The organism is Pseudonocardia yunnanensis (genome assembly GCF_039534065.1).
Lineage (GTDB): Bacteria > Actinomycetota > Actinomycetes > Mycobacteriales > Pseudonocardiaceae > Pseudonocardia > Pseudonocardia yunnanensis.
The window spans coordinates 213,660-233,577 of the sequence record NZ_BAAAUS010000002.1; the positions used below are offsets into that span (position 1 = coordinate 213,660).

General features: G+C 70.9%; 20 protein-coding genes. 6 read left to right on the plus strand and 14 right to left on the minus strand.

The window, feature by feature from the left end; genetic code table 11:
• Nucleotides 1–8 precede the first annotated feature (8 nt).
• The 4 genes from ABD743_RS04550 to ABD743_RS04565 form a co-directional block, all read right to left on the minus strand.
• Entirely contained in the window at nucleotides 9–512 is a 504-nt protein-coding gene (locus ABD743_RS04550) for a MarR family winged helix-turn-helix transcriptional regulator (RefSeq protein WP_344719163.1), read from the minus strand.
• Between the two features lie 37 nt (nucleotides 513–549).
• Nucleotides 550–2,025, minus strand: coding sequence for a xylulokinase (locus tag ABD743_RS04555; protein ID WP_344719165.1), 1,476 nt, complete (start codon nucleotides 2,023–2,025; stop codon nucleotides 550–552).
• A gap of 58 nt (nucleotides 2,026–2,083) precedes the next feature.
• A complete protein-coding gene (gene trpC / locus ABD743_RS04560) occupies nucleotides 2,084–2,869 on the minus strand; it encodes an indole-3-glycerol phosphate synthase TrpC (RefSeq protein WP_344719167.1) in 786 nt (261 codons plus the stop codon).
• Between the two features lie 129 nt (nucleotides 2,870–2,998).
• A complete protein-coding gene (locus tag ABD743_RS04565; protein ID WP_344719169.1) occupies nucleotides 2,999–3,598 on the minus strand; it encodes a TetR/AcrR family transcriptional regulator in 600 nt (199 codons plus the stop codon).
• Nucleotides 3,599–3,646: 48 nt separating this feature from the next.
• Here ABD743_RS04565 and ABD743_RS04570 point away from each other — a divergent pair, with 48 nt between their 5' ends.
• Nucleotides 3,647–4,447: an SDR family NAD(P)-dependent oxidoreductase gene (locus ABD743_RS04570; protein WP_344719171.1), complete on the plus strand. Its 801-nt coding sequence runs from the start codon at nucleotides 3,647–3,649 to the stop codon at nucleotides 4,445–4,447.
• A 34-nt stretch (nucleotides 4,448–4,481) separates the two neighbouring features.
• Here the strand turns inward: ABD743_RS04570 and ABD743_RS04575 are convergent, their stop codons facing one another.
• The 5 genes from ABD743_RS04575 to ABD743_RS04595 all read right to left on the minus strand — a co-directional run bounded on the left by ABD743_RS04575 (nucleotide 4,482) and on the right by ABD743_RS04595 (nucleotide 9,341).
• A complete protein-coding gene (locus tag ABD743_RS04575; RefSeq protein WP_344719173.1) occupies nucleotides 4,482–5,324 on the minus strand; it encodes an oxidoreductase in 843 nt (280 codons plus the stop codon).
• 157 nt (nucleotides 5,325–5,481) lie between these two features.
• The gene (locus ABD743_RS04580) at nucleotides 5,482–7,029 is read right to left on the minus strand and encodes a long-chain-fatty-acid--CoA ligase (protein WP_344719175.1); all 1,548 of its coding nucleotides are present in this window, start codon (nucleotides 7,027–7,029) and stop codon (nucleotides 5,482–5,484) included.
• A gap of 175 nt (nucleotides 7,030–7,204) precedes the next feature.
• Nucleotides 7,205–8,407, minus strand: coding sequence for an FAD-dependent monooxygenase (locus ABD743_RS04585; RefSeq protein ID WP_344719177.1), 1,203 nt, complete (start codon nucleotides 8,405–8,407; stop codon nucleotides 7,205–7,207).
• Nucleotides 8,408–8,506: 99 nt separating this feature from the next.
• A complete protein-coding gene (locus ABD743_RS04590; protein WP_344719179.1) occupies nucleotides 8,507–8,959 on the minus strand; it encodes an SRPBCC family protein in 453 nt (150 codons plus the stop codon).
• Nucleotides 8,919–9,341: an ArsR/SmtB family transcription factor gene (locus ABD743_RS04595; protein WP_344719181.1), complete on the minus strand. Its 423-nt coding sequence runs from the start codon at nucleotides 9,339–9,341 to the stop codon at nucleotides 8,919–8,921. The genes ABD743_RS04590 and ABD743_RS04595 overlap by 41 nt, the downstream gene beginning before the upstream one ends.
• Nucleotides 9,342–9,405: 64 nt before the next feature.
• Between ABD743_RS04595 and ABD743_RS04600 the strand changes: the two genes are divergently transcribed.
• The 5 genes from ABD743_RS04600 to ABD743_RS04620 all read left to right on the plus strand — a co-directional run bounded on the left by ABD743_RS04600 (nucleotide 9,406) and on the right by ABD743_RS04620 (nucleotide 15,304).
• Complete coding sequence (locus ABD743_RS04600) at nucleotides 9,406–10,341, plus strand: LysR substrate-binding domain-containing protein (RefSeq protein ID WP_344719183.1); 936 nt, start codon at nucleotides 9,406–9,408, stop codon at nucleotides 10,339–10,341.
• A 91-nt stretch (nucleotides 10,342–10,432) separates the two neighbouring features.
• Complete coding sequence (locus ABD743_RS04605) at nucleotides 10,433–11,830, plus strand: MmgE/PrpD family protein (RefSeq protein WP_344719185.1); 1,398 nt, start codon at nucleotides 10,433–10,435, stop codon at nucleotides 11,828–11,830.
• Nucleotides 11,827–12,537, plus strand: coding sequence for an MmgE/PrpD family protein (locus tag ABD743_RS04610; RefSeq protein WP_344719186.1), 711 nt, complete (start codon nucleotides 11,827–11,829; stop codon nucleotides 12,535–12,537). Before ABD743_RS04605 ends, ABD743_RS04610 begins: the two co-directional genes overlap by 4 nt.
• A 47-nt stretch (nucleotides 12,538–12,584) precedes the next feature.
• Nucleotides 12,585–13,934, plus strand: a complete 1,350-nt coding sequence (locus ABD743_RS04615) for a serine hydrolase domain-containing protein (RefSeq protein ID WP_344719188.1) — start codon at nucleotides 12,585–12,587, stop codon at nucleotides 13,932–13,934.
• A complete protein-coding gene (locus ABD743_RS04620; RefSeq protein WP_344719190.1) occupies nucleotides 13,931–15,304 on the plus strand; it encodes an MFS transporter in 1,374 nt (457 codons plus the stop codon). Before ABD743_RS04615 ends, ABD743_RS04620 begins: the two co-directional genes overlap by 4 nt.
• 16 nt (nucleotides 15,305–15,320) lie before the next feature.
• Here ABD743_RS04620 and ABD743_RS04625 read toward each other — a convergent pair whose 3' ends face one another.
• From ABD743_RS04625 to ABD743_RS04645, 5 genes are all read right to left on the minus strand, one after another.
• Entirely contained in the window at nucleotides 15,321–15,677 is a 357-nt protein-coding gene (locus ABD743_RS04625; RefSeq protein ID WP_344719192.1) for a hypothetical protein, read from the minus strand.
• Between the two features lie 131 nt (nucleotides 15,678–15,808).
• On the minus strand, nucleotides 15,809–16,822 hold the full coding sequence (locus ABD743_RS04630; RefSeq protein ID WP_344719194.1) for an LLM class flavin-dependent oxidoreductase: 1,014 nt from the start codon (nucleotides 16,820–16,822) through the stop codon (nucleotides 15,809–15,811).
• 63 nt (nucleotides 16,823–16,885) lie between these two features.
• The gene (locus ABD743_RS04635) at nucleotides 16,886–18,136 is read right to left on the minus strand and encodes an MFS transporter (RefSeq protein WP_344719196.1); all 1,251 of its coding nucleotides are present in this window, start codon (nucleotides 18,134–18,136) and stop codon (nucleotides 16,886–16,888) included.
• 2 nt (nucleotides 18,137–18,138) lie between these two features.
• Nucleotides 18,139–19,122 carry a substrate-binding domain-containing protein gene (locus ABD743_RS04640; RefSeq protein ID WP_344719197.1) on the minus strand — a complete coding sequence of 328 codons (984 nt, stop codon included), beginning with the start codon at nucleotides 19,120–19,122 and terminating at the stop codon, nucleotides 18,139–18,141.
• Nucleotides 19,123–19,133: 11 nt separating this feature from the next.
• Nucleotides 19,134–19,916 carry a GntR family transcriptional regulator gene (locus tag ABD743_RS04645; protein ID WP_344719198.1) on the minus strand — a complete coding sequence of 261 codons (783 nt, stop codon included), beginning with the start codon at nucleotides 19,914–19,916 and terminating at the stop codon, nucleotides 19,134–19,136.
• Nucleotides 19,917–19,918 lie beyond the last annotated feature (2 nt).

Sequence of the window (19,918 nt, forward strand, 5' to 3'; positions counted from 1 at the left end):
CACGACAGCTAGGCCGTGGAGGTCGTCCATCCGAGCGCCCAGACGTCGGTCGCCGGCACCTCGCCGCCTGCCGCGGCGAACGACTCCAGCACGGGGGCGAGTGTCCGGCGCTGTTCATCCGGCATACGGGCGAGGATCTCGGCGATCGCGGCCCGGCGGTCGTCCATGACCCGCCGCACGAGGGCGCGGCCGGCAGCGGTGAGATCGAGCGTGAGGTTGCGCCGGTCGCCCGGGTCGTCGCGTCGATCCAGCAGCCCGGCGCCGACCAGCCGGTCGCAGGCGCGCGTCGCGTTCGAGGGATGCACGCCGAGCGCACGAGCCACGGCGCCGAGGTTCACCGGCCCGGTGCTGGCAACCATCACGAGCACCCGGAACTGGGGGAGTGTGATCTGCCCGTCGAGGCCTGCGACCGAACGTGCGCTGAGCGCGACCAGGACGCGAGTGGCCGCCATCACTGCATCGACCTCGCCGGGATGGACGTCCTCCTGCTCCTCTGCCACCCCTTGCGCCATGTGTTCCAGTGTGCCTCAACGTGCGGTTGGGGCTCCGTCAGCCGACCGCCGTGCGCCAGCCGTCGAGCGCGGAGTGGATCTCGGCGAGCGCGCTGTGCGAGGCCGTGTAGACGCCGTACAGCGAGTCGAGGCGCCGGGCGTTCGCGGGGATCGGCGTGAAGACCCGATCGGCGTGCACCGCCTTGTCCGCCGCCGTCTCGACGTCGGGGTGGATACCGGCGCCGACGGCGCCGAGGAGTGCGGCGCCCAGCACCGCGCTGTCGTGCACGCGCAGCCGCTGGACGGGACGGCCGAGCACGTCCGCGTGGATCTGGGCCCACAGGTCGCTGCGTGCCCCGCCGCCCGAGAGCACGACCCGGGACAGGGGCAGGGCACACGCCTCCTCGACGCCGCTGAACACGTGGCGGGCCGACATCGCGACGCCTTCGAGGACGGCACGTGACATCTCGTCCCTCGTGGTGGCCGAGCTGAGCCCGAGGAAGCTCCCGCGGACGTCGGCGTCCCACAGCGGTGCCCGCTCACCCATCAGATGCGGAGTGAAAACCACTCCCGCGGAGCCGGCGGATGCGCCCGCCGCCCGGTCGAGCACCGTGTCGATGTCCAGGCCGCAGGCCTGGCTCCACCAGCGCAGTGAGTCGCCCGCCGCCTGGGTGGGTCCCGCGTGCACGTACAGCCCGGCGCGTGGCGGGAACGTGGCGATGCCGCGCGTGGGGACGGCCCGTGTCGAGGCACCTGCGGCCACCAGCGAGGTACCGATCGTGATCATGGCCCGGCCGGCCTGCGTGGTCGCGGTGCCGACGATGTCGCCGAAGGTGTCCATCGTCCCGACCACGACGGCCGCAGTCCCGACCCTCAGCTGCGGATCCGTCACCGGCCCGACCGGTGCGGTCGATTCAGCGATCGGCGGCAGCCGCTCGGCCAGTCCGTCGACGAGGTCGACCGCCTGCGGCAGATAACGCGTGCCGGTGCGGTCGGCCAGGCGGACGGCCGCCCGGCCGTCGGTCCGGATCTCACCGGTGAGCTTCGCCGCGACGAAGTCCTTCGGGCTCAGGATCCAGCGCGTACGGGCCCATTCCCGCGGTGCGTTGCGGGCGTACCAGAGCGCCCGCGACGGTGTGAAGGAGGCGTCGAGGGTGATCGGCGCGCCCCAGAGCCGGACCTTCACCTGCGGCGCGAACCGCGCGTCGATCTCCGCGGCGATCTCACTGCCGCGCTGGTCCTGCCAGATGATGGCGGGGGAGAGCGGCTGCAGGTGCTCGTCGACGAAGACGTGGGTGTTGACCTGGCCGACCATTCCGATCGACCGCACCGTCGACCCGGCCGGGAGTGCGGACACCACCGCGCCGATGCCGTCGACGCAGCCGCGCCACCAGTCGAGCGGATCCTGCTCGGCCCACCCCGGCCGGGGCCGGGCGATGACGCAGCCGGTCCGGTGCTGCCGCAGCAGCGTGCCGTCCGGGCTGAACGCGGCGACCTTGACCGAGGTGGTGCCGATGTCGATGCCGAGGATCACGTCCTCGGCCGCGTTCGACGACCCCGCGCTCGATGACCCCGCGCTCGATGACGGGGAGTCAGTCGGCGGCACTGATGAATTCGCCGACAGCGGAACGCGGGTCACCGGAGCGCACCAGCGCCTCCCCGACCAGCACGACATCGGCGCCCCAGCGGCGGTACTCCGCGACGTCGGCCGCCTCCGCGACGCCCGACTCGGCCACGCGGACGGCCCCCTCCGGCACCTGGGGCGCCAGCTTGGCGAACACACCGCGGTCCACCGACAGCGTGGTGAGGTCGCGGGCGTTGATCCCGATGAGGTCCGCGCCGACCTCCGCCGCCCGCTCCAGCTCCTCTTCGGTGTGCACCTCGACCAGCGGCGTCAGCCGAAGCTCGCGCGCAAGGCCCAGCAGGTCCTCCAGGAGGCCGCCCGGCAACGAGACGACCATGAGCAGGGCCAGGTCGGCGCCCCAGGCCCGAGCCTCCCAGAGCTGGTACGGGGTGACGATGAAGTCCTTGCGCAGCACCGGGACGTCCACGGCGGCGCGCACCGCCGCCAGGTCCTCGAGCGAGCCACCGAACCGGCGGCGTTCGGTCAGCACGCTGATCGCCGACGCACCCCCCGCCGCGTACTCACCCGCCAGCGACGCCGGGTCCGGGATGTCGGCGAGCGCACCCTTGCTCGGGCTGCTGCGCTTCACCTCGGCGATGATGGAGACCTTCGAGGAACGGAAAGCGGGCATCGGGTCCAGCGTGTTCGGCGCGCTGTCCAGTACGCGAGCCTTCAGCTCGTCGAAAGACACCTCCTGCTGCCGCCCGGCAAGGTCCTCCCGAACGCCGTCCAAAATGCCGTCAAGGACGCTCAAAACTACCCCTCTCGCGTTACGCGATGTCAGTTCATTCGAGAGTAGCCAGCTGATGAGCAGGGAGTGAGCGCGATTTCGTCACAGGCGAAGATTCTTTTGAATCGGTCGATCATCGCCTTACCGCGCGATTCATCGGTTCGGCCGGATCTCGCTCGTCAGGAGCCGGAACAGCTCCTCGACCTGCGCGGTCAGGGCGCCGGGTTCGGCCGCGGCGAGGGCGGGGGTACCGATGACCTTGCGCATCAGCCAGATGCCCGCGATCACCGAGAGGAGCAGTTCGGAGCGCTCGCCGGCTGCGGCGCCGGTGAGTTGCGCGGCCACGTGGCTGCCGATGTGCCGTCCGATGCCGTCGCGGAGGATCTCCGCCGCCCGCGGGTTGGACGCCGACCGCAGCATCAGGAGGAACGGGTCGAGGTGCTCGGCCTCGCGAGCGGTCCTGGCGACGAGCGCCGCGGCGGCTGCATGTGCCATGCCGGCCCCGTCCTCGACGAGGATCGTCCGCGGCGCCAACGCGTGATCGACCACCTCGGCGAAGAGTTGCTCCTTGGAGCCGAAGTAGCGCTTGACCATCATCGCCGTCACGCCGGCGGCCCCCGCGATCTCCCGCAGGCCTGCCCCGTCGTAACCGGAGCGCGTGAAGGCGCTCACTGCGGACCGCAGGATGGCCTCCCGGGTGGCGGCGGCGTTGCGCGGTCGGTCATGGTCATCGGCGATGAGGTCGAGATTCACATATACGACTGTAGACTTTGCTGGTAGGCGCGGTCTACAGTTGTAAACATGGATCTGCAACTCAACGGCAGACGCGCTCTGGTGACAGGGTCGAGCGCGGGCCTGGGCGAGGCGATCGCCACAACTCTCGCGGCCGAGGGTGCCGCCGTCGTGGTGCACGGCCGCGACGAGGGCCGCGCCGCGGCCGTTGCCTCGGCGATCCGGGCGGCGGGCGGGCGCGCCGACATCGCGATCGGGGACCTCGCCACCGACGCGGGAGCCGACGCGGTGGCCGCCGCCGCGCTGTCCGGAGGGCCGATCGACATCCTGGTCAACAACGCCGGGGGCTACGACCACCTGTCCTGGGCCGACGCGACGCCCGAGGTGTGGGCCAGGACCTATGAGGTGAACGTGATCGCCGGCGTACGGATGATCCAGCGGCTGGTGCCGGAGATGCGCAGGCGGGGCTGGGGCCGGGTGATCCAGATCGGTGGAGGGCTGGGGATCCAGCCGATGTCCGCCCATCCGCAGTACAACGCCACGCTCGCGGCCCGGCACAACCTCGCGGTGTCACTCGCGCGGGAGCTCGTGGGGTCGGGCGTCACGTCGAACGTCGTGTCGCCGGGAGCCATCATGGTCGACGCGGTGCGTGCCCTCCTTGCGGACATCGGTCCCGGCCGCGGCTGGGGGGAGTCCCCGGAGGAGATCGAGGCGGCGGCGGCCGCGGAGTGGGTTCCGAACGACGTCGGCCGTTTCGGCCGCCCGGAGGAGATCGCGGGCGCCGTGGCCTATCTGGCCGGTCCGCACGCCGCGTACGTGAGCGGGGCGATGTTGCGTGTCGACGGTGGCACGATCCGGTCGGTCCACTAGCGGCGTCGCCCGTACGGTCCGCGGCCCCGCACCGTCAGGCGCGTGCCTCGTCGAAGGCGGTGGAGACCGCGACGTCGCGCCAGGCGTTGAGCTCCGCGTGGATGTCGGCGAGCCGCTCCTCGACGCGCGCGACGCAGTCGGCGCCGAGCTGCAGGCGCATGGGCTGCTCTGCCGCCTCAGCGACGTCGACGATCACCTTTGCAGCCTTGACGGGGTCGCCCATCTGCTGGTGGTTGGTGGTGGTCGCCCAGTTGCGGACCGATCCGACGGTCGGGACGTAGTCGTCCAGTACGGCCTTCGCGGCGTGGAGGCTGCTGCCGTCGAGGAAGTCGGTGCGGAACACCCCGGGCTCGACGATCGTGACCTGCACGCCGAGCGGGGCCAGCTCGCGGCGCATCGCTTCGGAGAGGCCCTCGACGGCGTACTTGGTGCCTCCGTAGATGCCCCAGCCCTCGCCGACGGCGATGCCGCCGACGGAGCTGAAGTTGAAGATCCGTCCGGATCGCTGCCGCCGCATGGTCGGCAGGACGGCCCGGGTGACGGCGAGCAGCCCGAACACGTTGGTCTCGAAGATCGCCCTGACCTCGGCGTCGTCGGCCTCCTCGACAGCGCCGAGGAGGCCGCGGCCTGCGTTGTTCACGAGCACGTCGATGCGTCCGAACCGCTCTACGGCCGCATCGACGGCCGTCCGGGCCTGCGCCTGGTCGGCCACGTCCAGTGGTGCGACCAGCAGCGCATCGCCGGCGTTCGGGAAGGCGTCGTGCACGGCCTGTGGGTTGCGGGCTGTCGCGACGGCCTGCTCCCCGCGGCTGAGCGCCTCGCGGACGATCTGGGCCCCGAAGCCTTTCGAGGCTCCGGTCACGAACCACACGCTCATCTGGGTCTCCTCCTCGGCGGCATCAATAGTGAACTGTACGATCAGTTTAGTCAGACGCTGGGATCATGAGAAGGGCCGCGACGCATGTTCGCGTCGCGACCCGGGATGTGTGGGGCTCGCGGAGCCGACGGGGACCGTTACGGGTGATGTGCGGCCCTCATGAGACGTGTCGCTCCTGGTGGTTCCAGTGCCGGTCCCGCAGCTCACGCTTGAGGATCTTGCCGGCGCCCGACAGTGGCATGGACTCGACGAACTCGAAACTGCGCGGAACCTTGTAGCCGGCGATGCGCTCCCGCACGTGCCTGCGCAACTCCTCCTCGGTGGCGCGGACGCCGCCTGCGGGCAGCACCACGGCGTGCACGCGTTCCCCCCACCGTTGGTCCGGGACGCCGATGACCGCGCACATCCCGACGCCGGAGTGGGTGGCCAGCGCGTTCTCCACCTCGGTCGAGTACACGTTCTCGCCACCGGAGATGATCATGTCCTTGACCCGGTCGACCACGAAGAGGTAGCCGTCGTCGTCGAGATATCCCGCATCGCCGGTGTGCATCCAGCCGTTCGCCAGCGCCTCGGCGGTCTCCTTCGGCCGATTCCAGTAGCCGAGCATCCGGCCGCCACCGCGGGCGACGATCTGGCCGGTGGCGCCGGGCGGCAGATCGTTGTCGTCCTCGTCGACGATCCGCATCTCGACGTGCGGCGCTGCTCGTCCTCCGGAGCGCCGCAGGAGTGGATCGTGATGCTCCTCCGGCCCGAGCAGCGTGATGACCGGCGACATCTCGGTCATCGCGTACGCCTGCGTGAGACGGGTGCCGGGCAACCGGGCGGTGGTCCGTTCGATCAGCGCCTCCGAGATCGGAGAGCCCCCGTAGAGCAGGCGCTGCAGGCTCGACATGTCGGCGTGGGCGGCCTCGGGTGAGTCGACCAGCATCTGGATCATCGTGGGCACGAGGATCGCGTCGGTGATGCGGTGCTCTTCGATCATCCGCGCCACGGCCCCGGCGTCGAAGCGGGGTGCGAACACGTGGGTGCCGCCGACGAGGTTCACAGCGACCCATCCGGAGATGTCCGCGGCGTGGAACATCGGAGCGGTGTGGAGGTAGGTGGCTCCGGGCTGGATCCAGTGGCCGGAGGCCATCGATCCGAGCGCCGAGACGATCAGGTTGTCATGGCTGAGCATCACGCCCTTGGGCACGCCGGTGGTGCCGCCCGTGTAGAAGATGGCGGCCAGGGCGTCATCACCGTGACGGACATCCGCCACGGGCTCGCTGCCGGCGATGAGCTCCTCCACCGAGGGTGCGCCGTCCGGGCCTGAGTCGTCGCCGTCGACCAGGACATGATTCAGAACCGGGGCCTGCTTGCGGAGATCGGGAACCGCCGAGGCGAAGTTCTCGTCGACGAGCAACACCGCGGTGCCGGCGTCCTCCAGCGAGAACGCGATCTCCGCAACGGACCACCGGGTGTTCACGGGAACGAATGCCGCGCCGATCCAGCACGCCGCGAACATGAACTCGTGGTAGATGTCCGAATTGGCCGAGAGGATCGCCGCGCGGTCGCCGGGCCGCACGCCGAGCCCGCGCAGGGCGCCGGCCAGCCGGGCGATCCGTTCGGCGGACTCGGCCCAGGTCCGTGTCCGTCCCATGAAGACGGTGGCCGGTGCATCGGGGCCCTGTTGCACTGCGCGCAGCAGCCCCTGGGTGATTTCCATGGGATCCCCTGTTCGACCGCGAATTGCCTGTGATCCTGCGCGACATCCGGTGCGCCAACCGTACCAGGACGGTAGGAAGGCTAAACGTTCGACAAATCACTACCGGAGAATTACTGCACTACCCGAAGAAAGCGTTCAGGTCGGTCGATCGGGCCTTTCCGGCCGTGCGGGGATCTCAGGTGCGATACAGCCAGTCCACGTGCCGGTAGTCGGTGGGGTCGCGGTCGCTCAAGTAGGCGTTGCGCACGGATCGGAAGAGTCCGTCGCAGTGCCACAGCTCGCCCCAGGTGCGAGCGATCCGCTGGACCTGGGCCGTGCGGTCGGTGCGCAGGTCTGTGTAGTCGGTGAGCGCGGCGTCCCAGTCGCAGGCGTTCCGGCCGGAAGTGTCGGCGCCGGCGTGCTTGGTGATCTGCCCGGCGAGGCAGTCGGCGTCCTCGAGGGCCTGGCAGGCGCCCTGGGCGAGGTACTGCAGCATCGGGTGGGCGGCGTCGCCGGTGAGGGCGAAGCGGCGGTCGACCCAGCCGGAGATCGGCTCGCGGTCGTACATCCGCCACCAGCGATCGCGCCACAGGTCGGGCAGGGCGGCGCGGATGGCCTCGCAGGAGCCGGCGAAAGCCGCGTCCAGCTCGTCGGGGGTGCCCCAGTCGGGCTCGCCGGCCATTGCGCGTGGTGAGCGGAACACCGCCACCTGGTTGAGGATCTCGCCACGACGCAGTGGGTACTGCACGAAGTGGCGTGTCGGTCCGATGTAGACGACGACGTCGTCGAGGGTGTGGGCGCTCGTGTCGGGCAGGGCGTCCACCGGCAGCGTTCCCCGGTAGGCGACGTAGGCGGAGCTCACCGGCTCGTCGTCGCTGAGCAGCCGGCGCAGCCGGGAGTTCAACCCGTCGGCGGCGAGCACGAGCCGACCGGTGTCCCGCCGCCCGCCCGACACGGCCGTGGCCTGCTCGTCGTCGATCTCGATGCCGGTGACCGCCGCCTCGGTCACCAGGTCGACCCCCGCGCCGCGGCACGCCTCCAACAGGATCGTGTGCAGGTCGCTGCGGTGGATCACCACGTACGGGGCCCCGTAGCGGCGCTCCAGGTCGGCCACGTCCAGGTGGGTCAGCTCCCGCCCGTCGAGGGCATCGCGCAGGACGAGCCGCCGGGGGAGCACGCCGTGGGCGACGACCTGGTCGAGCAGCTCCCACGAGCGCAGGATCCTGGTGGCGTTGGGTGCCATCTGCAGCCCCGCGCCGACCTCCCCGAACTCGGACGCCTGCTCCAGCACCCGCACCTGCAGCCCGGCGCGGGCGAGCGCGAGGGCACTGCCCAACCCGCCGATCCCGCCGCCGACGACGACCACGTCGACGTCCGTGCCACCCCAGGACACCGCCATCCGCCCACCTCCGCGTCGAGCATGCCGCTAGCCGCCGTGCGATCGGCACCCCGGTGTCCACGATCTGGACCGAGGTGCCGATCGCACGGTTGAGGCGTTTCAGCGGAGCGAGACGGCCACCTGCTCCAAGTGGTCCAGCGCCTCCTGCATCCCGTCCTCCATGCCGGAGTTGATGTGACCGTCGCGGTACTCGTGGTTCTGGTGTTGCACGAGGACCGTGAGCGTGGAGCGCCCGTCCTTCTCGGTGAGGGTGAGCGTGTTCACGGCCTCTGCCTCGGGCATGCCCTCGTAGACCTCGGTGGCGACGATGCGCTCGTCGGGGACGATCTCGCGGTACTCGCCGTGGAAGCCGACCTCGGCTCCGTGCGCTCCCAGGACGAAGCGCCAGGCGCCGCCGACCCGGAGGTCGACCTCGGCGATCGTGACCTCACCGCGGTCCCCGCCCCACCAGCGCTTGATCAGCTCAGGCGTGGTGTACGCCCGGAACACCAGATGCCGGGGTGCATCGAATTCACGCGTGATCAGGATCTGCGTGTCCGTCGGAAGTGTCACCACGGCGCTGCGACTGCTCGTTCCGCTGTTCGTCGTCGCCATTGTCCTCGTTCTCCAGTCTCTTGAGATCTTCGAGTACGACATCGAGCCGATCGAAACGCTGCGACCACCACTGCTCGTAGTTCTGCACCCAGTCGTGAATGGTTTTGAGGGGGCGGCCGTCGAGCCGGTACATCCGCTGCCGTCCTTCGTCCCGGACGCTGACGAGTCCCACCTCGCGCAGTACGCGCAGGTGTTTGGACACCAGTGGCTGTGCCAGGCCGAGCAGTGCGACGAGTTCGTTCACGGACCGCTCCCCGCCGGCGAGGACGTCGAGGATCTGTCGCCTGCGGGGCTCGGCCACCGCGTTGAACGCGTCCGACGTCGTCGGTGCTCGGGCCATGAAGCAATCATATACCCATATGGGAATACGTCAAGCCGCTGCGGCGGGCCGGATACTTCGCTTCATGGAGGAGTCGGCCGCCAGCGAGATCACCTTCTCGGATCTCGAATTGTTCGTGAGCTTCGCCGAGCGCGAGCACTTCGGGCGCACCGCGGCTGACCTGGGCGTCAGTGTGGCGACCGTCCAACGTGGAGTTCGTGCCCTCGAGCGCAAGCTCGGCATCGCGCTCGTCGAGCAGGCGGGCCGCCAGGTCAGGATGTTGAACGCGGGGCGCGTGCTCGTGCGCGAGGCCCAGGCCGTGCTACGGGCCCGCCTGGACGCCGTGGACACCACCCGTGCCGAGGCCGGGCGCCCGCAGCGACTCCTCCGGATCGCGCACACCTACTCACTGGGGCTCGGCTTCGTGCCCGGTGTACTCGCCGAACTGCTGCAACAGCACGCCGGCCTGCGGTTCCACTGTCGGCAGAGCTCGGCCAACGAGGTGGTGTCCACGTTGCTCCGGGGCGAGTGCGACGTCGCGTTCACCTCGGTCTCGCCGACCGAGGCCGACCTCGTGGTGGAGCCACTCTTCACCGAGTTCGTGCTCCTCGCGGTTCCGGTCGACGACCCATTGGCGGAGCGCGACGAGGTGTCGTTGCGCGAGGTGGCGGATCGGCCGTTCATCTCGATGGAGCTCGGAGCCAGCAGCCGGACCCACATGATCAACGCGTGCGCGCGCGCCGGGTTCGTGCCCCGGTTCGCGATCGAGGTCAGCGACCTGTTCGTCGTGGAGGCGATGGTGGGCGCCGGCATCGGTGTGTCGGTGGTACCGGAGGGGATGAACGACCACCGGCATCCGCGGGTCGCCCGGATCCGGATCCACGATCCGGACTGGGCCGGGCGCACGATCTTCCTCGCCTACCAGCGCGCGATCGGGCAGCACCCCACCGTCCAGGCCCTCGCCCGCATCGCGCGGACACGGGGCCGGGAGCGCGGCTCGGCTCGTAGCCCGGCAGAGTGAGCATCGGCTGAGTTGATCATTGCGCCGAGTGCAACGGTTCCGGCCCGGGATGGCGTTGTTCTGCCGCCCTGCCGTTTCTAGCGTCGCTCCCATGCCTCCCGCTGCGACAGTCGGTACCTCGACGTCCGAGTTCTGCAGGCGGCTGGTGACCGCAAGTGCGACGCCGCTGCCGCCCCGGGTCGCCCGGGCCGCGCGGCGCAGCCTGTTCAACGTCCTCGGCACCGCCATCGGCGCGGCCAGGACGGCCGCCGTGGACGTGCTGCTGGCGACGGCGCGGGAGCAGGGCGGCACAGGGGACGTCGATCCCGAGAACAACGTCACCGTCGCCGGGCGCGACGAGACCGTGGACGCGTATTGGGGTGCTCTCCTCGCGGGCACCGCCGCTCATCTCGACGACTTCGACGACACCCACCTCGCCACGGTGATCCACCCCGGTGCTGCGGTACTCGGGACCCTGCTCGCACTGGTCCCCGAGCTCGACGTGGACGGGGAGCGCTACCTCACCGCGTTCGCTCTGGGCTGCGAGTCGCAGTTGCGCATCGGCAATGCCGTGTCCCCGAGCCACTACGACCGGGGCTGGCACATCACCGGTACCTGCGGGGTGTTCGGCGCTGCCGTGTCTGCATCGGTGTTGCTGGGACTCTCGGCCGCGCAGCTGGAACAGGCGCTCGCCATCGCCTCGACGATGGTGCTCGGCCACCGCGAGGGATTCGGCTCGATGACCAAGCCGTTCCACCCCGGCAAGGCTGCAACCAACGGCGTGCTGGCCGCCAAGCTGGCCGGCGTCGGGATGACTGGCATCGCCGACCCGCTGGGTGACGGGGGAGTGCTCCCGGTGTTCGCCGACGCCGTCGAGCACTGCGAGCTCGCGGGCAGCTGGGAACGGGACTGGGAGATCGAGTACAACGCCTTCAAGCCCTACCCGTGCGGGATCGTGGCGCACCCGGCGATCGATGCCGCCTGCGCCGCATCCGCCGAGCTCGACGACCCCGCCGCGATCACCTCGGTGGAGCTGACGTGCCACCCCCTGGTGCCGGAGCTGATGGGCCGAAGACAGCCACAGGACGGGTTGCAGGCGCGCTTCAGCGCCTACCACGCCGCCGCGGTCGGGCTGCTGGACGGGCACGTCGGCCTGGCGCAGTTCGGCGACGACCGTGCGGTGGAGACCGACGTGGAACGGCTGCGCGAGCTGATCACGCTGAGACCCACGGCCGGCTGCGCGCGTGACGAGGCGACGATCCGGGTCGACCGCGCCGACCGCGACCCCATCTGCGTCCACGTTCCGCACGCCCGCGGGAGCCTCGACCGGCCACTGACCGACGAGGAGCTCTTCGACAAGGTCGACCGGCTGGTAGAGCCGGTTCTCGGTACGGGAGCAGCGCGACGTCTCGCCGCTGCCGTCGATGCCCTCGCCGGTGCGGCGGGGCTCGACGCGGTGATCGCCGCGATCCGCCCGTCCGGCATCAGCGAGGGGGAGAACAAGGAATGATCACCACCATCGAAGTCGTGGACTTCGTCCGGGAGACCACGCCGCCGCCTGCGGCTCTCGACCGGGCCGTCGCGGAGCTCGGCCGCTTCCGCCAGGCCGCCCGGCGCGGTTCGGACACGGCTCCCGTGCGCACACTGAAGCAGGTCGCGGTGCGCCCGAGCAGTCTGCTCTGGACCGCGTGGATCGACGGTGCGGCCGCGGCGGCCGTCCGCGACAGACCGGCCTGGGTCGCGGTGTGCGCCGCCGCGAACGCGCTCGCCTCCGACGATGGCGCCGCCGCCGAGGCGATCGCCATCGGTGAGGTGGTCGCCGACCGCATTCGTGCCGATCTCGGTGACGCACACAGCGAGTCGGGGTGGAGTGTGCAGGCCACGGCCGGGGGCATCGGCGCGGCCGCGGCGGCGGGCCGGGCGCTCGACCTGAAGGTCGGCCACCTGCACCACCTGATCGGCATCTGCGCGACCCAGGCGGCGGGCCTCGCCGCCGCGGCCGACACGGACACCGGACCCGTGCAGATCGGGAAGGCCGCGGCCAACGCGGTGGAGGCCGCGCTGCTGAGCCGGAACGGGTTCACCTCGGCCGCTCTGCCGCTCGAAGGACGACGCGGCCTGTTCGCGCTGATGTCCTCCTTGTCCGGAGCCGAGGTGCAGGCGGAGGAGAAGGCGCAGCCGGCGCGCCTGGGCGAGGCCTGGCTCGCCATGGGCTGAGTCCTGCCCGGACGACGAGGTCCGCTACCTGATGAAGGGACGACGGCGTGAGCCGCAGCGTCGGTGAGGTCGCGGAGCGGCGCCGTAACGCGCTCGGACTCTGTACGAAGGAGCTGTGCTCGGCTCTGTTCGTGTCCGGACGTCGGGGACCCGACGTCGTCGACCACGACCTTCGAATGCTGTGCGCCCGGTTCGCCGACGGCGTCCTCGATCCCGATGAGATCGCGTTCGCCGTCGGCCCGGGCACCGTGGTCGGTGGGTTGTCCGACGGGAGCAGGCGGCGTGCGGTCGCATCCGGCGACAAGGGTGCGGCGTTGGTCATGTCCGGCAGGCCCGATGTCCCCGGACGCCCGCTGCGGGCCCGCGAGCTCGACGCGAGGGAGTGGCCCCGGGGGGACGGCTTCCGAGCCGTTGCGGGGTACGCACCGCTGCACGATGCGGTGCGTACCCACCTCGCGACCTCCGGCGGGCGAGGTGTCGCCGTGGTCCACCGCGGAGAGCTCGTCGCGCAGGACTTCGCGCCGGGGTTCGGCCCCGGCGTCCCCACGCGGGGCTGGTCGACGGCCAAGACCCTCACCGCCGTGATCGTCGGCCGGTTGATGCAGCTGGGGCTGGTCGACCCCGAGGCGCCCGTCCCGATCCCCGCCTGGCAGGGCGACGGCGACCTGCGGGCCGACATCCGCCTGCTCGACCTCCTGGGGCTGCAGAGCGGCCTGGCGGCCGTGCGCCCCGAGGACGGCTCGGACGACATCTTCACCGACGCCGACGAGTACTTCGCCCCGTACTTCCGGCCGGTCTCGGTCGCCCAGATGGTGGGGGCGGCGCGCAGCGCGACGTCCCCGGGCAAGACGTTCTCCTACAAGAGCATCGACCATCTCGCGGCGTCGCTCACGTTGCGCGAGATCCTCGGCCCGGACGTCCACGGCTTCCTCAGCGGCACGGTTCTTCCCGCGCTGGGGCTGCGGCACTCGGTGTTGGAGACCGACGCCGAGGGGGTGCCGCTGCTCTGCGGTGCCTGGTACACCACGCCGGGCGACCTGGCCCGGATGGGCGCGCTACTGCTGGGACGCGGTCGGCTGGCCGGGGAGCAGGTGCTGCCCGGAGCCTGGGTCGACACGATGCTCACCGAGTCGGAGGCCTCCGGCGCCGGCCGCACGGAGGGGCCCGCGGCCATGGGCCATCCCTACGGCGCCTCGGTGTGGCTCAACCGCGACGGGCACCTCGCCGCCGCGCCACGCCGCACGTTCTACGCGCTCGGCAGTCTCGGCCAGGCGGTCTTCGTCCTGCCCGAACAGGACCTGGTGATCGCCCGGACCGGCCTCGACCTCACACCGGACCACAACCGACTGATCGGCGCGGTGCTGACCGCGCTGCCCCTCTGCGAGGTGTCACGATGACCGTCACAGCGAGGCTCGACCGCATTCCCTGGTCCTCTTATCAGCGCCGGGTGGCCGGCGTCCTGGCCCTGTGCTTCGCCTTCGAGCTAGCCGACATCAACACGTTCGCCTACGCCGCTCCCGCACTGCGCACCTCCCTCGGCATCAGCGTCCGAGAAGTCTCGGTGATCACCTCGGCCGGGTTCTTCGGGATGTTCCTCGGTGCCGCCGTCGGGGGCCGGGTGGCCGAGCGGTTCGGCCGCCGGCGCTCGCTCCAGGCCTCGGTGGCGTGGTTCTCCGTCTTCTCGCTGCTGAACGCCGGGGCGTTCGATGCCGCCACCCTGTTCGTGGCGAGGATCGCGACCGGCATCGGGCTGGGCGCGATGACGATCACCGCCGTCACCTACCTGGCCGAGCTGGCACCGGCCACCCAGCGCGGACGACTGCAGTCGATCACGCTGGCCATGGGCCTGCTGGGCATCCCCGCGATGTCGTTCTTCGCGCGCGGAGTGATCGGGATCAGCCCGGACGCGTGGCGACTGGTGTTCATCTTCGGAGGGCTCGGGCTGCTGCCGCTCCTGCTGATCCGCCGGCTTCCGGAGTCGCCGCTGTGGTTGCTCGCGCGCGGCCGCAGCGGCGATGCCGAGCGGGTGGTCGACGGCATCGAGCTCGAGGTGGCGGGCAAGCACACGCTGCCCCCGGTCATCGTGGAGCCTGCGCCGCCCGAGGCGACCGGCCGGACGAGCGTGCGGACCCTGTTCCAGGGTGCGCTGGCTCGGCGGACGATCATGCTGATGCTGGTGTGGACGTTCCTCACCACCAGCTATTACGGGTTCGCGTCCTTCGCCCCGACCCTGCTGCACGAGCACGGATTCACCGTCACCGCCAGCGTCGGCTACTCGGCCCTCACCACGCTCGGAGCGGTGCCCGGCGCACTTCTGGCCTGGCCGGTCGCCGACCGGTTCGGCCTGCGTGGGCCGGTTGCCGTGTTCGGCCTGGCGTTCGCCGCCTGCGGGCTCGCCTACGGGCTGACGTTCGAGCCCGTGGCGATCGTCGTCTTCGGCCTGCTCGTCTCGGCGCTGAACCAGACGCTGGTCGCGCTCATGTACTCCTACACCCCGCGGTTGTTCCCGAGCGGCGTCCGCGCCACCGGTACCGGCTTCTGCTACGGCGTCGGCCGCCTGCTGAACGCGCTGGGTCCCCTGGTGGTGGGGCAGATCTACCTGTCGCTCGGGTACGTGCCGGTCTTCGTGTTCATCGGAGCCTGTGGCGCGATGATCACTGTCTGCGTCGTGCTGTTGGCCCCCGCCCGGCAGCGCATCGACATCGACAGCGACATGGACACCGGTACACGCATACAGGCAGGCCCCGCTCGGCCCGCAACGGCGTGAGCGGGACGCGCGCTCCCTACTCGGCGAACTCGGGGAGTTTCAGCTCGTGAGCGCGCGACCAGGTGAACCCGCAGCTCGGGCACCGGTAGTGGGCGTCGAGCCTGCCGCCCGAAACCACGGCCGCGTACGGCGCGGGAATCGGAACGGGGCCCGAGCACTCGACGCACGCGTCGGCGAAGGGGAGCGCGGCGCTCATCTCGCAGACGACCTCGAGCCACCGCGACTGCTCGAGGTCGTCGCCCGCGCGGCGGGACGCCTGGTTCAGCGCGTCGAGCGCCTTGCTCGCCTCCGCGTACTCCGGGAGATGGACGACGGCCGTGTGGTCGAACGTGTCGATTCCCGTGGGGTTCTCGGTGGTGACGCGCGGGGTCATGAGGGGTGGCCTCCAGGCGGGGAGCGTTGGGGGTGCACCTGATCTTTCCGACGCCGGTGCCGGATCGTTACGCGATGTGGGTTACCCGATCGAGGGATATTGCGATCGAACGGGAGTCCGGTAGTAGCGCATCACGCCCCGGTCGCCACCCGCCCCGCCGCCGCGAGACGCGGGCCGATGATCTTCCCGAAGGCCGTGACGTCGGCCGCCGGCAGGTCGTAGCCGCTCTCCGCGGTGTGGGACGGGAAGAAGAACACCCGGTTCACCCCGGACTCCTCGTGGGCGCGCAGCAGGCGATCGGCGCAGTACTCCGGCGGCCCGAACAGCCCGAAGGCGTCGCACACCCGCGCTGCGAGCTCCGGGGAGAGGTCCTCGGGCCGGTGGTCGGCGGGGATGTCGATCCCCGCGGCGTGCAGCCACCTCAGGTTGGCGACGCTCGGGTAGTTGAGGAAGGGCTGGCCGGGGCGGAACCAGCGCCGCGGCCACTCCCGCGCCGTCTCGAAATCCTCGACCGCCGTGGGAACGATGAAGATCTCCTCCACCTCACCGGCCGAGCGACCGGCGCGCGCCGCCCCCGTGCGGACGTGCTGCCGAGCCGCCTCGATCCCGTCCGGGTGCAGACCGACCAGCATCACGACGCCGTCGGCCACCTCGCCCGCGAGCTCCAGCATCTTCGGTCCAGCGGCCAGGATGAAGATCTTCGGGGCGGGTGCCGCCACGTTGTTCATCCGCAGCTCCTGGCCCTCCACCACCGCCGGGTGCCCCGAGAGCAGCAGCCGCAGAGCGGTCACCACCTCGCCCAGCTGCTCGCGCCGGGCCTGCGGTTTGCCCGCCTTCTCGACCGACAGGAAGCCGGGCGCAAGGGTGAGCATGATCCGTCCGGGCGCGATCTCCACCAGCGAGTTGGCGATCGCGGCGAGCACGAGCGGGTGCCGCGTGACCGTGTTGGTGGTGGCCGGGTAGAGCGTGAGGCGCTCGGTGGTCGCGGCGGCCAGGGTGAGCGCGGCGTACACATCACGGCCCGAATGGTGGTGGTCGTGGATGCCGACACCATGGAAGCCCGCGTCCTCGCAGGAGCGGATGAAGTCCATCAGCTCGGGTAGCGGGCGGCCAACGGGCACGCGGATGTCCACCTCTACGGCCATCGTTCTCCTCGTCGTTCGTCGTTCTGGTTCGTCGTGCTGGTTCGTCACGGTGGGCGAGCGGGGTCACTCGGGGAGCGGCTCGCCCTTGGTCTCGGGAAGGAACAGCACCGCGAGGATGCCGACCAGGTAGATCGGGGCGAAGATCGCCGCAGCGCGGCCGAACCCGCCCAGCGCGGTGGCGAGGCTGCCGGTGAGCACCGCGCCCGCCATCGCGATGTAGCGCGAGCCGCTGAACACCACGCTGATCGCCGTCGCGCGATGCCGCGTGGAGAAGAGCTCGGGCGTGTGCACCGTGTACCAGCTGTAGACGCCGCCGGTGAGGAAGCCCGCCACCAGCTGCAGCCAGGTCGCGGCCACCGCGTCGTGAACGGCGAGGAACACGACCGGCACGATCACGAGGCAGCCCACGAAATACAGCTGGATGGTGGCCTTGCGGCCCCAGGACTCCGCGAGGAAGCCGAACGCGATGCAGCCGACGATCTCACCGGCGTTGTAGAGCGCGGCGGCCCAGCCGGTGAAGAACGCGATGCGGCTCGGGTCGTGGACGAGTCCGCCCACGAAGCTGGGTAGGTAGGAGCTCACCGCCCACCACCCGCCGGTGATCGCGATGGACACCACCAGCGCACCGAGGAAGTTGCGGCGCACGCCGCGCCGGAGCAGGTCGGCGATCGACGTCCTCGACCGCCGCCTCGCCCACATCGCGGACTCCGGGATGCGCCCCCGCACCAGCAGCACGAGCACCAGCGGCAGGATGCCGAACAGGTACATCCAGCGCCAGGACAGCTGCAAGGTGGAGCCCATCAGCACCCAGAGCGCCGAGACCAGGAGCCCGCCGACCGAGAAGCCCGCCTGCAGCAGGCCCGCGCCCTTGGCACGCCATCGCTGGGGCCACACCTCCTGCAGCAGGGAGGTGCCGACCCCCCACTCGGCCCCGATGCCCACTCCGGTGAGGAACCGTGCGATCCCGAAGATCCACCAGTTGCCCGCGAGGCCGGACAGCGCGGTGAACACGCTGTACACGACCACCGCGATGATCATCGTGCGCCGTCGGCCCAGCCGGTCGCCGACGATGCCTCCGATGATCCCGCCGGTCGCCCACCCGGCGAGCGTGATGGCGACCAGGTAGCCCTGGTACGTGGGAAGGTTGTGCAGCTGGTCGACCGGCAGCAGCTCGGTGAGCGTGGGCCGGGCCGTGATCAGCAGGATGAACGTGTCGTAGCCGTCGGCCACCCAGAACACCATGGTCAGCGCGAGCACGCCCCATGCGCGGCGGTCGAGTCCGGCCTTGGGCTCCGCGAGGAGCTGTCCGGTCACGGTCAGCTCCGGGAGTCGGCGAGTGTGGAGGGCGCGAACAGCTCGGCCATCGCCGGCGGCTCGGTCACGAGTCCCTGTTCGGCCAGGTAGCCGGCGAAGGTGTCGAGCGTCTCCCGGTTCGCGGCGTAGCCGTAGGACCAGGGGTCGTCGCCGAGGATCTCGGCCTGCCGTTCCAGCGTGTCGAGGAGGAACGGAATCGTGTAGCGCAGGGCCGGGCGGTCCGCCGCCTCCTCCACCGCGATGCGCTTGGCCTCGCTGAACGCCTTGTACAGGCTGCGCGCCACCCACGGATGGGCGCGGTGCACGTCGGCCCGCACCACCATCATGTGCATGATCGGAAAGATCCCGGTGCGGGTGAAGTACTCCGCCTCGCGCGCGGCGAAGTCGGGCCACAGCCGGCGCACCTCGTCGCCGCCGCGGAACACCGACGGCACGCGGGCGGCCATCAGCGCGTCGATCGAGCCGTCGACCAGCGCCTGCGAGAGCGGCTGCTCGACGTGCTCCACGTGCACCCACTCGGGCAGCCGCAGCGTCCGGTGCTCCACGCGTCCGGGCTGCTCCAGCCCACCCGTGCACCAGACGATGCCGGAGGTGTCCACGTCGAAGTCGTGGCGCAGCAACGCCCTGGCCCACACCGCGGCGGTCAGCTGGTACTCGGGCACGCCGATGCGTTTCCCTGCGAGGTCACGGGCGTCGGTGATGTCGGAGTCCTTGCGCACGTACAGCGTGGAGTGCCGGAAGCTGCGGGACAGGAACACGGGCACCCCGACGAAGCGGTCGTCCCCGTTCGCGCGGGCGATGGCGTAACTGGACAGCGACATCTCGGACGCGTCGAACTCGGCGTTCGTGAGCATCCGCGAGAAACACTCCTCGGGCTCGAGCCTCACGAGGTTGAGATCGATGCCCTCCGGCCGGACGCGGCCGTCGGCCAGCGGCCACACCCGGTCGTAGTCGCCGCAGGCGAGCGTCAGGGGAACGCGCGTCATGGGGTTGTTCCTCAATCGTCGAGGTAGGTACGGATCACCGAGAATCGGAGGTACTCGTCGTTGACGTGCGCCACGGTCACGGCGACGGGCTGCTCGTCGGCGCGGATGTGGATGTGCCGCAGCCGCAGGAGCGGATGGGTCGCGGGGATCCGCAGCGTCTCCGCCAATGCGGGGGAGGGCAGCACGGGACGTACTTCGGCCACCGAGTAGCAGACGGGCAGCCCGGCGTGGGCCTCGACGAACTCGAAGGTCGACCGGCGGGCATCCAGGTGTTCCGGGTCCCCGCCCAGCAGGTGGGCCGGCACGAGGTCGACGCTGTGCACCGCGGGCTCGCCGCTCGCCTCGAACACCCGCTCGATCCGCACCGCCTGCGCCCCGGCGTCGAGGCACAGCGCCGTCGCGTCGTCCTGTTCCAGTTCGACGACCTGCTGGTCGACGACCCGCACCGACGGCTCGTACCCGGCGCGGCCGAGCAGGTCGACGAACGGACCGGCCTCGGCGAGGTTGGCGCCGACGCCCAGCGCGTACCGGTTGATGAACGTGCCGCGCCCGTGCAGCCGGCGGATGCGCCCTTCCTGCTGCAACGCCTGCAGCGCGGAACGCAGGGTGGCCCGGCTCACGCCGAGCGCGGCCGAGAGCTCCGCCTCGGACGGCAGCCGGAGCGTGCCGTTCGCACCGAGCCGGATGACCACCTCGCGCAGCTGGTCGCGCACCTGCCGGTAGCAGTCGGTGGTGATGGCCTCGACCTGCAGCAGCTCGGCGAGCGCCGCATCACCGGTCTTCCTCGTGGCCATGG